The 15,027-nt window shown below is 72.0% G+C and carries 13 protein-coding genes and 1 pseudogene; 6 read left to right on the forward strand and 8 right to left on the reverse strand.

Features of this window, described 5'->3' with window-relative positions; all coding sequences use genetic code 11:
* The first annotated feature begins 44 nt into the window (after window positions 1-44).
* The 4 genes from N5I75_RS14865 to N5I75_RS14880 all read left to right on the forward strand — a co-directional run bounded on the left by N5I75_RS14865 (window position 45) and on the right by N5I75_RS14880 (window position 3,357).
* Window positions 45-902 (forward strand): TetR/AcrR family transcriptional regulator, encoded by an 858-nt coding sequence (locus N5I75_RS14865; RefSeq protein ID WP_476677677.1) that lies wholly within the window; start codon window positions 45-47, stop codon window positions 900-902.
* A 96-nt stretch (window positions 903-998) separates the two neighbouring features.
* Window positions 999-1,919 carry a beta-keto acid cleavage family enzyme gene (locus N5I75_RS14870; protein ID WP_476677678.1) on the forward strand — a complete coding sequence of 307 codons (921 nt, stop codon included), beginning with the start codon at window positions 999-1,001 and terminating at the stop codon, window positions 1,917-1,919.
* Entirely contained in the window at window positions 1,919-2,887 is a 969-nt protein-coding gene (locus N5I75_RS14875; protein ID WP_476677680.1) for a 3-hydroxyacyl-CoA dehydrogenase NAD-binding domain-containing protein, read from the forward strand. The genes N5I75_RS14870 and N5I75_RS14875 overlap by 1 nt, the downstream gene beginning before the upstream one ends.
* Window positions 2,884-3,357 carry a thioesterase family protein gene (locus N5I75_RS14880; RefSeq protein WP_476677681.1) on the forward strand — a complete coding sequence of 158 codons (474 nt, stop codon included), beginning with the start codon at window positions 2,884-2,886 and terminating at the stop codon, window positions 3,355-3,357. Before N5I75_RS14875 ends, N5I75_RS14880 begins: the two co-directional genes overlap by 4 nt.
* A 70-nt stretch (window positions 3,358-3,427) precedes the next feature.
* Here N5I75_RS14880 and N5I75_RS14885 read toward each other — a convergent pair whose 3' ends face one another.
* The 7 genes from N5I75_RS14885 to N5I75_RS14915 all read right to left on the reverse strand — a co-directional run bounded on the left by N5I75_RS14885 (window position 3,428) and on the right by N5I75_RS14915 (window position 12,292).
* On the reverse strand, window positions 3,428-5,536 hold the full coding sequence (locus N5I75_RS14885) for an MMPL family transporter (protein WP_476677683.1): 2,109 nt from the start codon (window positions 5,534-5,536) through the stop codon (window positions 3,428-3,430).
* A gap of 209 nt (window positions 5,537-5,745) precedes the next feature.
* Window positions 5,746-6,402, reverse strand: coding sequence for a response regulator (locus tag N5I75_RS14890; protein ID WP_476677685.1), 657 nt, complete (start codon window positions 6,400-6,402; stop codon window positions 5,746-5,748).
* A 10-nt stretch (window positions 6,403-6,412) separates the two neighbouring features.
* A complete protein-coding gene (locus N5I75_RS14895) occupies window positions 6,413-7,603 on the reverse strand; it encodes a sensor histidine kinase (protein ID WP_476677687.1) in 1,191 nt (396 codons plus the stop codon).
* A gap of 118 nt (window positions 7,604-7,721) precedes the next feature.
* Window positions 7,722-8,672, reverse strand: coding sequence for a TauD/TfdA dioxygenase family protein (locus N5I75_RS14900; RefSeq protein ID WP_476677688.1), 951 nt, complete (start codon window positions 8,670-8,672; stop codon window positions 7,722-7,724).
* 318 nt (window positions 8,673-8,990) lie between these two features.
* A complete protein-coding gene (locus N5I75_RS14905) occupies window positions 8,991-10,451 on the reverse strand; it encodes a glyceraldehyde-3-phosphate dehydrogenase (protein ID WP_476677690.1) in 1,461 nt (486 codons plus the stop codon).
* A 34-nt stretch (window positions 10,452-10,485) separates the two neighbouring features.
* Window positions 10,486-11,682, reverse strand: coding sequence for a GDSL-type esterase/lipase family protein (locus N5I75_RS14910; RefSeq protein WP_476677692.1), 1,197 nt, complete (start codon window positions 11,680-11,682; stop codon window positions 10,486-10,488).
* Window positions 11,683-11,686: 4 nt separating this feature from the next.
* On the reverse strand, window positions 11,687-12,292 hold the full coding sequence (locus N5I75_RS14915; RefSeq protein WP_476677694.1) for a TetR/AcrR family transcriptional regulator: 606 nt from the start codon (window positions 12,290-12,292) through the stop codon (window positions 11,687-11,689).
* A 76-nt stretch (window positions 12,293-12,368) separates the two neighbouring features.
* On the opposite strand from N5I75_RS14915, the gene N5I75_RS14920 reads away from it, so the two are divergent.
* Complete coding sequence (locus N5I75_RS14920) at window positions 12,369-12,860, forward strand: FBP domain-containing protein (RefSeq protein ID WP_476677696.1); 492 nt, start codon at window positions 12,369-12,371, stop codon at window positions 12,858-12,860.
* 157 nt (window positions 12,861-13,017) lie between these two features.
* Window positions 13,018-14,133: pseudogene (locus N5I75_RS14925) on the forward strand (pectate lyase family protein); the annotation flags it as partial.
* A 23-nt stretch (window positions 14,134-14,156) separates the two neighbouring features.
* On the opposite strand, the gene N5I75_RS14930 reads toward N5I75_RS14925, so the two are convergent.
* The gene (locus tag N5I75_RS14930; protein WP_476677698.1) at window positions 14,157-14,948 is read right to left on the reverse strand and encodes a DeoR/GlpR family DNA-binding transcription regulator; all 792 of its coding nucleotides are present in this window, start codon (window positions 14,946-14,948) and stop codon (window positions 14,157-14,159) included.
* Window positions 14,949-15,027 lie beyond the last annotated feature (79 nt).

Here is a 15,027-nt window from a genome sequence, read left to right on the forward strand (position 1 = left end):
ATCGTGTGTTGAGTTCTTCTCAACACCTGGTTAGGGTCGTGCCCGTGGAAACCAACGACGCCACCGGCGCAGCCGCGGGCACCGACACCGCCGCCCGGGTCCGCGAGGTCATCGCGGCCGCGGGCGTCAGTCAGCGCGAGTTCGCGCGCCGCATCGTCATGGATCCGTCGAAGCTCTCCCGGTCGCTGAGCGGCACCCGCCGCTTCACCGCCGCCGAGCTGGCGCGGATCGCCGACGAGGGGCGCGTCGACGTCGGGCGGCTGCTCGGCACCCGGCCGCCCGAGGAGCGGGCTCCGGCCGCCGCCGTCCCCGTCGAGGGCGGGCGGCCGCTGCAGATCGTCCGCGAGACGGTCCGGCTGATCGCCGAGCACGGTTTCCACGCGGTGCGGGTCGCGGACATCGCCCGCGCCTGCGCCACCAGCACCGCCGCGATCCACTACCACTTCCCCGGCCGCGCCGACCTCCTCGAGGCCGCCGTGCGCTGGTGCATGGACGAGGACACGGCACGCCGCGCCGCACGGCTCGCCTCGGCGGACGACGCGGTCGCGGAGCTGGCCCAGCTCATCGCGTTGCAGACGCCGCGCACCGCGCAGCAGCGCCGCCAGTGGGCGGTCTGGCTCGACCTGTGGGCGGAGGCGGCGCGCTCCACGGCGGTGGGCCGGCTGCACGCCGAGTACTACCGGCAGTGGCGCGAGACCGTCGCCGACGTCGTACGGAGAGGGGTCGCGCAGGGCGTCTTCCGCGCGACGGCCGACCCGGAGGCGGCGGCCCTGACCCTGACCGCCCTCATCGACGGCCTGGCAACGCAGGTACTGGCATCGGGCACCCCCCACATCTCCCCGGATGCCATGCAGAAAGCCCTGGAGACACACGTAGAGACGGCGCTGCTGCAAACCCCCTGAGGGGCGCGGGGAACGGCGCGAGCGACCACACACGACCCGCACCCACGAACACACACAACAGCCCTACGGCGAGAAGGCCACATGGGAGGCCCCCACATGCCCATCACCGAGAACGTCATCATCACCTGCGCCCTGACCGGCGCGGGCGACACGGTCCGCAAAAGCCCCCACGTCCCGGTGACCCCGGAGGAGATAACCCGGAACGCGGTGCAGGCCGCGGAGGCCGGCGCCGCCGTCGTCCACATCCACGTACGCGACCCGGAGACCGGGGCTCCGTCCCGTGACCCGAAGCTGTACCGCGAGGTGGTCGAACGGATCAAGGAGACCGGCACCGACGTCGTCATCAACCTCACCGCGGGCATGGGCGGCGACCTGGTCATCGACCCCGACGACCCGCTGACCCACCTCCCCGGCACCGATCTGGTCGGCGGCCTGGAGCGGCTCCCGCACGTCGAGGACCTGCTCCCCGACATCTGCACGCTCGACTGCGGCTCCCTGAACTTCGGCGACGGCTCGAACCTCTACGTCTCCACGCCGGACATGCTCCGCACCGGCGCCCGCCGCATCCAGGAGCTGGGGGTCCGGCCCGAACTGGAGATCTTCGACACGGGTCAGCTGTGGTTCGCCAAGCAGTTGCTCGCCGAGGGGCTGCTCGACGACCCGACCGTGTTCCAGCTGTGCATGGGCATCCCGTGGGGCGCCCCCGCCGACCCCGGGGTGCTGCAGTCGATGGTGAACATGCTGCCGGACGGCGCCCGTTGGGCGAGTTTCGCGCTCGGGCGGATGCAGATGCCGTGGGTGGCGCAGTCGATCCTGCTCGGCGGCCACGTCCGCGTGGGCCTGGAGGACAACCTCTACCTCGGCAAGGGCAACAAGGTGACCAACGCGCAGCTCGTCGAGCGGGCCGTGACGATCACCGAGTCGCTCGGCACGCGCGTCGCGACGCCGGACGAGGCGCGCGAACTGCTCGGCCTCAAGGCCCGGCAGGCCCGGCATGCCCGGAAGGAGAACCGCTGATGGCCCTCCCGACCAACCCTGAAGAGGTGCGCCGCGTCGCCTGCGTCGGTGCCGGTGTGATCGGCGGCGGCTGGGTCGCCCACTTCCTGGCCCGCGGCTACGACGTCACGGCGTGGGACCCGGCGCCCGACGCGGAGCCGAGGCTGCGCCGCCTTGTCGACGCGGCCTGGCCCGCGCTGACGCAGCTCGGCCTCGCGGAGGGCGCCTCCCGCGACCGCCTCACGGTGGCGCCCACACTCGAACTGGCTGTCTCCGACGCGCAGTTCGTGCAGGAGAGCGCGCCCGAGAAGCTGGACCTCAAGCGGGACCTGCTCGCCCGCCTGGACGCGGCGGCCCCGCCCGGCGTCGTCATCGCCTCCTCCACGTCGGGCTACCCGATGACGGACATGCAGACGACGGCCGCGGACCCGTCCCGCCTTGTCGTCGGGCACCCGTTCAACCCGCCCTACCTGATCCCGCTGGTCGAGGTCGTCGGCGGCGAGGGCACCGACGCGGCGGCGGTCGCGTGGGCGTCGCGCTTCTACGAGGTGGCGGGCAAGTCGGTGATCACCATGGACCGCGAGGTGCCCGGCTTCATCGCGAACCGGCTCCAAGAGGCGCTGTGGCGCGAGGCGTTGCACATGGTCGCCAACGGTGAGGCGACGGTGCGGGACATCGACGCGTCGATCACCGAGGGTCCCGGGCTGCGCTGGGCCGTGATGGGCCCGATGCTCACGTTCGCCCTCGCGGGCGGTGAGGGCGGGATGGCGCACATGCTGGACCACTTCGGTCCGTCCCTGAAGGCGCCCTGGACCCGCCTCGACGCACCCGAACTCGACCGCGCGCTCTACGACGCGGTGGTCGCCGGGTGCGACGACGCGGCGGACGGGCGCACCATCGCCGATCTCGTGGCCGAACGCGACCAGGGCGTCATCGACGTCCTGCGCGCGACGGGCCGCCTGGACGGCGGGAAGGGGGAGCCCCGGTGATTCCTCTGCTCCACCGCACCGTCCGCCCCGAGTGGATCGACTACAACGGTCACATGAGCGAGGCATTCTACGTCCTCGCCTTCGGCCACGCCACGGACGCTCTGATGATCGAGACGGGCCTGCACTCCGCCTACCGCGAGTCGACCGGCTGCTCCCTCTACACGGTCGAGTCCCACATCCGCTTCCTCCGCGACGTGCCCGAGGGCGCCCATCTCGCCCTGCGCACGCGGGTGTTGGGCGCCGCCGCGAAGAAGGCGCGCTTCACGCACGAGATGTACGTGGTCGACGCCGCGTCCGCCGAGCCGGACCCGGACGCGGCCCCGGTGGCGACGACGGAACTGCTCGCGCTCCACGTCGACCAGCATGCGGGCCGGGCGACCCCGTTCCCGGACCCGATCCGCGACCGCTTCACGGAACTGACGGAACCGGCACCGGAGTGGGCGGGGCGGTCGATCGCGGCGGTGGGCTGAGAACGGCCCACGGGCGCCGGCCACGCGGGCGGGGCCCCAGAGGGCCGCCCAGCGTGGCCGGCGCCCGCTCTCACACCCCGGCCCGCGTCCGCTGACCTTCCTCGGCCTCCTCCCGCACCCCGAACCGTTCATGCAGCCGCCGCAAGCCGCTCGGGGACCACCACGCCCGGCGGCCGAGGAGCGCCATCGACGCCGGTACGAGCAGCAGGCGCACGATGCTCGCGTCGATGAGGACCGCCAGGGTGAGGCCCAGGCCGATCTCCAGGATCGGGGCGAAGCCGCCGGTCATGAAGGCGCCGAAGACGACGGCGAGGAGCAGCGCCGCGCAGGTGACGACGCGGCCCGAGCGGCGCAGGCCCGACACCACGGCCTCGGTCGGGTCGCCGGTCGCGAGCCACGTCTCCCGCATCCGGGCGAGGATGAACAGCTCGTAGTCCATGGCGAGCCCGAACGCGATCGCGATGATCAGCGGCGGCGCGGTCAGGCTCAGTGCGCCGAGCCCCTCCCCGCCCAGCCAGGAGACCAGATGCCCGTCCTGGAAGACCAGGACGACGACGCCGAGCGCCGCGCCCAGACTGAGCAGGGTCGTGAGGACCGTACGCACGGGAATGAGCACCGAGCCGGTGAACGCGAACAGGAGGACCAGGATCCCCGCGAGGACGGTGAGCGCCGCCCAGGCCGTGCGGTCGGCGAGCATCTGCCGGAAGTCGACGAGCCGCGCGGCCGTCCCGGCGACGACGACCGGCTCGGAGCCCCGCAGCTCCCGTACGTCCGCGACCAGCCGGGTAGCGGTGGCGCCGTCGACGGACCCCGCGGGTTCGACCCGCAGCACGCGCGTGCCGTCGCTCACCGTCCGCGCCCGCGCCGACGCCACGCCCGGCAGCTTTGCCACCCGCCGCTCGAACGCCGCGTCCGCGCCGGGCCGCACCACGACTGTCACCGGGTCCACGCCCACGCCCGCCGGATAGTGCGCGTGCACCGCGTCGTACACCTGCCGCGCCTCGGTCGACGCGGGCAGCTGGCGGGCGTCCCCGATGTCGATGCGCAGGTTCGTTGCGGGCAGGGCCAGGGCGAGCAGCGCCAGCACGCTCAGTGTGAGGACGGCGACGGGGCGGCGGCCCGCGAACCGGGCGATCCGCGCGAAGACCCGGCCCTCCTCGCCGGCGGCGCGCGGCTTCGGCGGGGCGATGCGCTTGCCGAAGAGCGCCAGGAGCGCGGGCAGCAGGGTCAGCGCGGCGAGCATGTCGACGACCACGACGGCGGCGACGGCCAGACCCATGCTGCGCAGGAACGGGCTCGGGAAGACGAGCAGCCCGCTGAGGCTGACGGCGACGGTGAGCCCGGAGAAGAGGATGGTGCGGCCCGCGCGGTCGACGGTGCGGTGCACGGCCTCGGCGACATCGCCGCCGGCGCGGCGCTCCTCACGGAAGCGGACCACCATCAGCAGGGCGTAGTCCACGGCGAGGCCGAGCCCGAGCATCGTCGTCACCTGGACCACGTAGACGGAGATCTCGGTGACTTGGCTGAAGCCGAACAGGGCGAGGAACGCGCCGGCCACGCCGCTCACCGCCACGAGCAGCGGAAGCCCGGCCGCGCGCAGCCCGCCGAAGACGAGGAGCAGCAGTCCGAGCACTACGGGCAGGGAGAGCAGTTCGGCGCGCTGGACGTCTTCCTGGGCGCGTTCGCCGAGCTGTTTGCCGAGCAGCGGGCCGCCGCTGATGTGCGCCTCCGGGCCGTCGATCTCCTTGACGCGGTCGGCGGCCGCGTCCACGGCGGCGTCCTCCGCGTCGTCGTCGAGCCCGCCCTTCAGGGTGACGGGGACGATCAGCGCCCGGCCGTCCTCGGCGGCGAGGCCGCGCTCGGCGTAGGGGTCGGGCACGTCGGCGACGCCGGGGACGCGGCGCAGATCGGCGACGGCGCTGTCGACCGTCGCGCGTACGGCCGGGTCGGTGACGCGGGGCGCCTCGACGACGGCGGTCAGCGATTCACCGCGCGGGTCGATGCGTTCAAGCAGCGCCTCGGTGCGGTCGGACTCGGTGCCGGGCACGTCGGGGACGGCGTCCGAGAGCCGGCCGAACACACCGGCGCCGAGCCCGAGACCGAGCGCGATCAGGGCCAGCCAGATGAGGATCACGGTACGGGGGCGGCGGGTCGCCGTCCGGGCGAGTGCGCTGAGCACGGCGCCTCCTCGGAGGTCCGATGGGCCGGATGGACCCGGTCAGCGTGGCGTCCCGGAGGGGGTCGGCGGATCGCCGGGGCGAGCGGTTGCCGGGCTCGCCCGCGCGAGTGAGGTGCCAGGGCCCGGCTCGCCCGTGGGCGGGAGGCCGGCCGGCGCCCCCGTACGCCTGACGGGTCGCCTGTACGGGCCGCCTGTACGGGTGTACGGGGTCAGTCGGCGGCCGGCGTCACGAGCCCGGACTCGTAGGCGCGGATCACCGCCTGCACCCGGTCGCGCAGGCCCAGCTTGCTCAGCACATTGCTGACGTGCGTCTTGACGGTGTGCTCGCTGACGTGGAGGGTCCGGGCGATCTCTGCGTTGGTGAGGCCGCGCGCGAGGTGGCGCAGCGTCTCCGTCTCGCGGGCGGTGAGGGCGGCGAGGCTCGGCGGCGTGGTGGTGCGGTGCCTGCGGCGGATGATGTCGGCGACGAGGCGGCGGGTCACGGACGGGGCGAGCAGCGAGTCGCCCGCGGCGACGACCCGGACCGCGTGCACGAGGTCGTCGCGGCGGACGTCCTTGAGGAGGAACCCGGAGGCGCCGGCGTACAGGGCCTCGTACACGTACTCGTCGAGGTCGAAGGTCGTCAGCATGACGACGCGGCAGCTGGACTGCGCGCACACGCGGCGGGCCGCCTCCAGGCCGTCGGTGCGGGGCATGCGGATGTCGAGAAGCGCCACGTCGGGGGCGTGGCGCAGGACTTCGGTGACGGCTTGGTCGCCGTCGCCCGCCTCGGCGACGACCTCGATGTCGGGCTGCGCCTCCAGGATCATGGTGAAGCCGCTGCGGACGAGTTCCTGGTCGTCGGCGACGACGACGCGGATGCTCACGGTGCGGCGCTCACGGTGCGGCCAGACGGTGCCGGGCGGCGGGCAGCCGGGCGCGCACGCGGAAGCCGCCCCGGGGCCCGGGGCCGCCGTGGGCGGTGCCGCCGCAGGCCGTGGCGCGTTCCCGGATGCCGATGAGTCCCTGGCCGTGCCCGGTGCCGTTCGCGCGCGGTCCGGGCCCGGTCCCGTCGTCCGTCACGGTGATCGTCAACTCCCGCTCCGTCCAGTCGAGTTGTACGTCCGCGCGGGCAGCGTACGCGTGCTTGACCGTGTTGGTCAGGGCCTCCTGGACGATGCGGTACGCGGCCGTCTGCGTGTCGGGGCCGAGGGGGCGCGGGTGGCCGGTGGTGCGCAGGGTGACGCACAGGTCGGTGGTCGTGCCGACGCGGCGGATCAGCTCGGGCAGATCGTCGAGTCCGGGCTGCGGGGCGCGGGCGCCGGAGTCACCGAGATCCGCCGGGTCCCGCAACACCCCGAGAATGCGCCGGAGTTGCACCATGGCGTCGCGCCCCGCGCCCGCGATCGCGTCGAAGGCGGCCTCCGCGCGCTCGGGGCGGCTGCGCACCACGACCGGCCCCGCCTCGGCCTGCACGACCATGAGGCTGACGGCGTGCGCGAGGACGTCGTGCATGTCGCGGGCGATCCGGGCGCGTTCGCTGGCGGCGGCGCGGGCCCGGTCGATCTCCCGCTCGCGCTCCAGGGTGCGGGCGTGCTCCTCCAGGGTGGCGGTGTGGGCGCGCTGCAACCGGGCGAGGATGCCGAACCCGTACGCGCTGAGGAAGCTCAGCAGGTGGAAGGCGTACTCGAACGGTTCGGCGTGCTCTTTCATCGCCATCGTCGTCGAGCCGAACACCACCCAGCCACTGAGCATGAAGCGGCGCGGCCCGCTGCGGGAGTAGGCGGCGACGGTGTAGAGGGCGACAAGACCGCCGTACACGACGTCGGGCGGCGGCGCGTGGTACAGCGCCATCGCCGTAGTGCAGAGTGCGACGGCGTACGCGCAGGTCATCGGCGCCCGGCGCCGCCACACCAGCGGCACGGCGGTGCCCGCGCCGAGCAGGAACCCCTGCCAGGACAGCGGGTCGCCGTCCCGGTCGGGGAAGAGGAACTGCAGCGACACGGCGAACAGGACGAGGGCGGCGAGGGCGCCGTCGACGACGTACGGCGAGGTCAGGTACGGGGAGGTGGTGCGCGGCAGACGCATGGGACGGCTCCTCGCGACGCGTGGCGGGACCCTTGCGGGCGGGGCCAGTATCGGCCGCCCGGCCGGAAGGGTCCTCGCCGGTGCGAGGGATATTTCCGCCCCTGTTCCCCAGGCTGCGTCAGTAGGGCCGGTCCCCCGCGATGGCGACGCGCTCGGCGACCCGGCGCGCGTCGCCGTAGTCCGCGACCGCGTAGTGCTGCGTGGCCCGGTTGTCCCAGAACGCGATGTCGCCCGCCTGCCACCTGAACCGGACCTGGAACTCCGGCACGTGCGCCTGCTGGAAGAGGAGCCGCAGCAGCCGGTCGCTCTCGGCGCGTTCGAGGCCGACGATCCGGGTGGTGAAGGAGGTGTTGACGAAGAGCATGCGCCGGCCGGTCTCGGGGTGGCGGCGGACGACCGGGTGGAGCACGGGCGGGAACGCGTCCTGCCAGCGGGCGAGGCGCTCGGGCCCGTAGAAGCGGCGGAAGCCGGGCAGGAAGTCGTGCTCGGCGACGGCTCCTTCGATGCGGGTCCGCACGTCGTCGGGGAGGTTGTCGTAGGCGGCGGCCATGTCGGCCCACATGGTGTCGCCGCCGGACGGCGGGACCTCGCGCAGCTGCAGCACGGCGCCCATCGCGGGGCGTTCGCGGAAGGTGACGTCGGTGTGCCACACGTTCTCGAACGACGGCGTGTCCGCGGCACCCTTGTCGAACCGTACGACGTCGTCGCTGTCACCGCGTTCGAGGAGCGGGTTGGTCTCCAACTCGCCCCAATGGAGCGCGAATCGGCGCTGGTGGTCGCTGCTGAGGTGCTGGCCGCGGAAGAACAGCACCTTCCATTCGAGCAGCGCCCGGTTCAGGTCTTCGCGCACGGCGTCGGTGAGCGGCCGGGAGAGGTCGAGGCCGCGGATCTCGGCGCCGATGGTGGCCGCCTGCGGGACGACCTCGAACCGCTCGTACGGGCGCTCGTGCCACCCGTCGGGGGTACGGCGCAGGACGCGCCGGCCCTCATAGAGGCCGTCGGCGGGGATGCGGGCGGGGCGCAACTGGGCGAGGGCAGGGGTTTCGGGGGAAATATCCGTCACGGACATGGGCACTCTCCGATGGGCGCGCGGTGAACGCGATCCCGCACCAAAGGTGGGAACGCGCAGGTGAGCCGTACGCGCGCGACCTACTGGAACGAGACAGAGAGACCCGCGGGACGTACGGGGAAGAAGCGACGAGGGACCGGCGGTCCGCTACAAGCCGCTGCGCGCGCAACCACATCGGTCCGGCGCGGTGGCCGTTCCGAAAGCGTGGGCGCGGTAGGTGAACATGGACTCATCCTGCGCCGTGGATGATCTTCGCGTCAAGAGCGCGCCGCCCCCGCGTTCGGCGGGGGCGGCGCGCACGGTGGTGCACCGTGCGGTTCAGGCCACCGGGACGGGCACCGGGAAGGTCGGGTACTCCACGCCCGAGACGTGCTGGACGACGCGGATCACCTGGCACGAGTAGCCGAACTCGTTGTCGTACCAGAGGTAGAGGATCGCGTTGTCGCCGTCGACCTTGGTCGCGCCCGCGTCGACGATCGAGGCGTGGCGGGAGCCGATGAAGTCGCTGGAGACGGCGTCGGGCGCGCTGATGAAGTCGATCTGCCGCTTGAGCGGGGAGGTCAGCGAGACCTGGCGGAGGTAGTCGAGGACCTCCTCGCGGGTGGCCTCGCGGCCCAGGCGCAGGCTGAGGATGGCGATCGAGACGTCCGGCACGGGCACACGGATCGAGCTGCCGGTGATCGGCGCCTTGAGGTCGGGCAGCGCCTTGGCGACGGCGGAGGCGGCGCCGGTCTCGGTGATGACCATGTTGAGCGGCGCGGAGCGGCCCCGGCGGTCGGCCTTGTGGTAGTTGTCGAGCAGGTTCTGGTCGTTGGTGAACGAGTGGACCGTCTCGACGTGGCCGCGCTCCACCCCGTACTCGTCGGCCATCGCCTTCAGCGGCGGCACGATGGCGTTGGTGGTGCAGGAGGCGCAGGACAGGATCTGCTCGTCCGGCTTGATCGTGTCGTGGTTGACGCCGTGCACGATGTTGGGCACGTCGCCCTTGCCGGGGGCGGTCAGGACGACCTTGTCGATACCGGGGCGCAGGTGCTGCGAGAGGCCCTCTCGGTCGCGCCACTTGCCGGTGTTGTCGATGAGGATCGCGTCGCGGATGCCGTACGCGGTGTAGTCGATCTCCGACGGGTCGTTGGCGTGGATCACCTTGATGACATTGCCGTTGGCGTTGATCGTGCGGTTCGCCTCGTCAACGGTGATCGTGCCCTGGAACTGGCCGTGGATGGAGTCGCGGCGCAACAGCGAGGCGCGCTTCACGATGTCCTCGGCGGCCCGGTCGCCGCCGCCGCGCACGACGATGGCGCGCAGGCGCAGGCCGTTGCCCGAGCCCGCCTTCTCGATGAGGAGGCGGGCGACGAGGCGGCCGATGCGGCCGAAGCCGTAGAGGACGACGTCGCGTCCGGCGCCGCGCTCGATCTTGGCCGCGCCGACGGCTCCCGCGACGGCCTCGGCGGTGAACTCCTCGACGGAGAGCCCGCGTTCGTCGCTTCGGTACGTCGTCGCGAGCATGCCGATGTCGATCTGCGAGGGGCCCAGGTCGAGCGTGGACAGGGCGCGCAGGAACGGCATCGTGTCGGTGACCGAGAGTTCGGCGCCGGCTATCTGCCGGGCGAACCGGTGGGTCTTGAGGATGCTGACCACCGACTTGTTCACCAAGGAGCGGCTGTGCAGCAGGACGTTCACGTCCCGCTCCCTGTGCAGCTTCCCGATGATCGGGATCATCGACTCCGCGGTCTCCTCGCGGTGCTTCCAATTGGTGAACGAGTCGTCATTGACAGTCACGTGCGTCTCTTTCGAGCTAGGCGGCGCTCATATGCTAACCCGCCCGCTCAGCGGCCTTCCCGAAGGGTCCGCCCGCGCCGAACGCCAGCTCCGCGAACCGCTCCCCCATGCGGCGGTGGGCGGCCGCGTCGGGGTGGATGTCGTCGGGCAGCGGCAGCTCGGCGTGGTCGTCCTCGCCGTACAGTTCGCGGCCGTCGAGGTAGTGCAGGTGCGGGTCGTCGGCGGCGCGCTGCTCGACGATGCGGGCCAGCTCCGCGCGGACGATGTTCAGGGTGAGCTTGCCCTGGGCGCGTTCGGCGGGGTCGCCCATGGCGCGGAACCTGAGCCGACCGCTGTCGGCGAGCGTCTCCATGTCGGGGGCGGCCGGGCCGGGGGTGTCCTCGTGGATCGGGCACAGGATCGGCGAGACGACGAGCAGCGGCGTCGTCGGGTGGCCCTCCCTGATGGTGTCGAGGAAGCCGTGCACCGCCGGGCCGAAGACACGCAGCCGCATACCGTCGTAGTTGACGATGTTGATCCCGACCTTGACGCTGATCAGGTCGGCGGGGGTGTCGCGGATGGTGCGTGCGGTGAAGGGGTCCAGCATGGCGCTGCCGCCGAAGCCGAGGTTGACCAGATGGGCGTCGGCGCGCGCCGCGGCCAGGGCGGGCCAGATCGTCGTGGGGCTCGCGGCGTTGGAGCCGTGGCTGATGGAGCTGCCGTGGTGCAGCCACACAGGGCGGCCCCGGTCCTCGGCGGGCTCCACGGGGGCGTCCGAGCGCAGGGCGAGGAGTTCGGTGGTCTCGTCGTGCGGGAGCCAGATCTCGACGTCCTTCATGGCGTCGGGGAGGTCCTCGAAGCGCAGGGTGCCGGGGGCGCCCGGGGTGCGCTCGAAGCCGCCGGTGGCCATGTCGATGGTGAGGGTGTCGCCGCCGGAGACGCTGCCCTGCCGCGCGAGCCGCCCGTCGACCAGGAGGTCGTAGATCCCGTCGGGCCTGCCGGGCAGACCCGCGTAGGTGCGCTTGGCCGGCAGGGTGTCCAGCTCGATGACGGTCGCGCGGGTACGGAAGGCGAGCCGTACGCCCGACGGCTGGGCCTCGACCATGGCGAGCTGGCCGTCGGTGTTCTGGGCGCGGGCCCAGGCGGGCAGCCGGTGCGGGAGCATCCCGCGCTCGGTGCGCTCGATGTCGAGGGCGCCGTGGAGGAGATCGGCGGTGAGCGGGGTGGTGACCCAGGGGTTTTCGGTACTCAAGACCTCATGCCTTCTTTCCGTGCTCGGGGCTCTGCGCAGGCCCTTGCTGCGGCCAGTTCCGCAACAGCGCGTCCAGCGCGTCCAGCGTCCGCCGCCACGTCACGTCCGAGTCCGGCGCGCTGTGGCTGAAGCTGCCGGCCATCTCCAGGCTCACGTAGCCGTGGAAGACGCTGCCGACGAGGCGGACGGCGTGGGTCTGGTCGGGCTCGTCCAGGTCGTAGCCGCGCAGCAGCGCACGGGTCATCCGGGAGTGCCTCGGCCCCGCGCTCGCCGCGGCCGATTCGGGGTCGAGGCGGAACTGGGATGCGGCGTAGCGGCCGGGGTGTTCACGGGCGTAGTCCCGGTAGACGTCGCCCAGGGCGCTCAGCGCGTCCTTGCCCGCGCGTCCGGCGAGCGCGTCGGCGGCGCGGTCGGCCATCTCCGCCAGGGCGATCATCGCGATCCGGACCTTGAGGTCGTGTGAATTCTTCACATGCGAGTACAGGCTCGCGACCTTGACGTCGAACCGCCGGGCCAGCGCCGAGACGGTGACGTGCTCGAACCCCACCTCGTCGGCCAGCTCGGCACCGGCCTGCGCCAGCCGCTCCGCGTTCAGTCCCACTCGCACCATGCCCGTATGTCCTCTCCGACGGCCCATACGCATTATGCGTTTGCCTAAAACCTTTAGGCAAATTAGCCTCGCTGTTATGAAGCCACTGACCGAACGGGAGATCCGTTCCGCATTCGTGAACACCACCAAGGGCGAGGCGACGCGGATGAACATCCCGCGCGATCTGGCCGACCGCCCCTGGGACGACCTGGACTACTTCGGCTGGCGGGACCCGCAGGCCCCCGACCGCGCCTACCTCGTCGCCGAGCTCGACGGCCGCCTCCAGGGGGTCGCGCTGCGCGCCTCGCACACCGGGGCGTCGCTGACGCGGCGCAGCATGTGCTCGATGTGCGTCACCACGCACACCGGCGGCGTCACGCTGATGGTCGCGCCCAAGGCGGGCAAGGCCGGGAAGCAGGGCAACTCGGTGGGCGCGTACATCTGCAGCGACCTCGCCTGTTCGCTGTACGTGCGCGGCAAGAAGGACGCGGGGATGGGCTCGCGGCTGCACGAGACGCTGACGGTCGAGGAGAAGGTGGAGCGGACGATGGCGAACGTGGCGACGTTCGTCGCGAAGGTCACCGCGTAGCCGTCCGACAGACCGAGGCAACCGTCCGACGGGCCGGAGCAGCCGTCCGACAGGTCGAACCGTCCGCCGCCGACCCGGCAACCCATCGCCCCCTCGCGACCACTAGGGGCTGGACCGGCACCCGCCGGGACGGGACGAGACGATGCGGGAGACCAGGATGAGCCGACCCACCACCGCGCGCCCCCTAGCGCTGCGGCTTTCCGCGACACTGACCGCCGCGGCCCTCGCCGCGGGCGCCGGAGTGGCCCTGTCGATGCCGGAGGCGTCCGCCGCGGCGGCCGGCGCCACCGGGTACGCGACCCAGAACGGCGGCACGACCGGCGGCGCGGGCGGCGCCACCGTCAAGGCCACCACGGGCACCCAGATCCACCAGGCACTGTGCGGCCGCGCCGCCGACGACACCCCGATCACGATCCAGGTCGAGGGCACGATCAACCACGGCAACACCGCCAAGGTCTCCGGCGACAGCTGCAACACCGCCGCCGGGGTGATCGAGCTGAAGCAGATCAAGAACGTCACGATCGTCGGCGTCGGCGGCGGCGCCGTCTTCGATCAACTCGGCATCCACATCAGGGAGTCGAGCAACATCATCATCCAGAACGTGACGGTCAGGAACGTCAAGAAGTCCGGCTCCCCCACCTCCAACGGCGGCGACGCCATCGGCATGGAGAAGGACGTCCGCAACGTCTGGGTGGACCACGTGTCCCTGCTGGCGTCCGGCGGCGAGTCCGAGGGCTTCGACGGCCTCTTCGACATGAAGAACAACACCCAGTACGTGACGCTGTCCTACAGCACGCTGCGCAACTCGGGCCGCGGCGGCCTGATCGGCTCCAGCGAGAGCGACCTGTCCAACGGCAACGTCACGTTCCACCACAACCTGTACGAGAACCTGGACTCGCGCGCGCCCTTGCTGCGCGGCGGCACGGCCCACATCTACAACAACGCGTACACGAGCCTGAACGAGTCCGGCATCAACTCGCGGGCCGGCGCCAAGGCCAAGGTGGAGAACAACTACTTCAAGAACTCCAAGGACGTCCTCGGCACCTTCTACACCGACGAGAGGGGCTACTGGCAGACCAGCGGCAACGTCCTGGACAACGTGACCTGGTCCGCGGCCGGGGACGAGAACTACCCGGCCGGCCCAGGTATGCAGTCCACGACCACCGTGTCGGTCCCGTACTCCTACACGCTCGACAAGGCGAGCTGCGTCCCGTCGATCGTCAGCCGGACGGCGGGCGCGGGCAAGGGCCTCGCGGTGTCGGACGGCAGCTGCTAGGAGCTAGGACCGCACGCCGGTCACGGACGCGCCACGCACAGCTCGGCCCCGCCCGCCCGGACCCCCTCCGCGGCGGCCTCGGTCAGCGACGCGTCCGTGATCACCGTGTCGAACGCCGACAGCGGCGCGACCCGGTACTTGCCGAACGTGCCGAACTTCGCCGATCCCGCGACGAGGACCGACGAGGCCGCCGCCTCCATCGCCACCTGCTTGACCTCGACCTTGGGCTCCGAGGGGGTGGTGACCCCGCGCAGCAGGTCCCAGGAGCTGGTGCTGATGAAAGCGATGTCGAGGGCGAGCTGGCGCAGGGTGGCGGCGGCGAGCCGGCCCACGCTGGAGCGGTTGTCGACGTCGACCTGGCCGCCGATGTGCACCAGCTCCAGGTGCGGGGCGGCCATCAGCCGGTCGACGGTGGTGAAGTCGTTGGTCACCACCGTCAGGGAGTCCAGACGGGCGAGCGCCGGGACCATGGCGAGCAGGGTGGTGCCCGCGTCGAGGTAGACGGTCATGCCCTCCTGGACGCGCTCGGCGGCCCGCGCCGCCATGGCCTCCTTCTCGTCCTTGTCGACCAGGGACTTGTCCTGGAAGCTCGGCTCGCTGCTGACATGACTGGCGATCCGGACGCCGCCGGGGACGGAGAAGACGAGGCCCTGCCGCTCCAGTTCGGCGATGTCGCGGCGGACGGTCATGTGGGAGACGCCGAAGAGCTGGGTGATCTGCTGGACGCTCAGCACCCCCTCCCTGCGCAGGTGCCGCAGGAGTTGCTCGCGCCGCTGGTCGGGGATGAGCGGCAACGGCTCCTGAGCGGTCATCGCCGCTCTCCTCTCTTTCGTGTTCTTCAGGTGCGACGTCTCTCGCGTACGCGACGGTAGCCGATGATCTTCTTTTCCG

This window comes from Streptomyces sp. R818 (assembly GCF_056172735.1).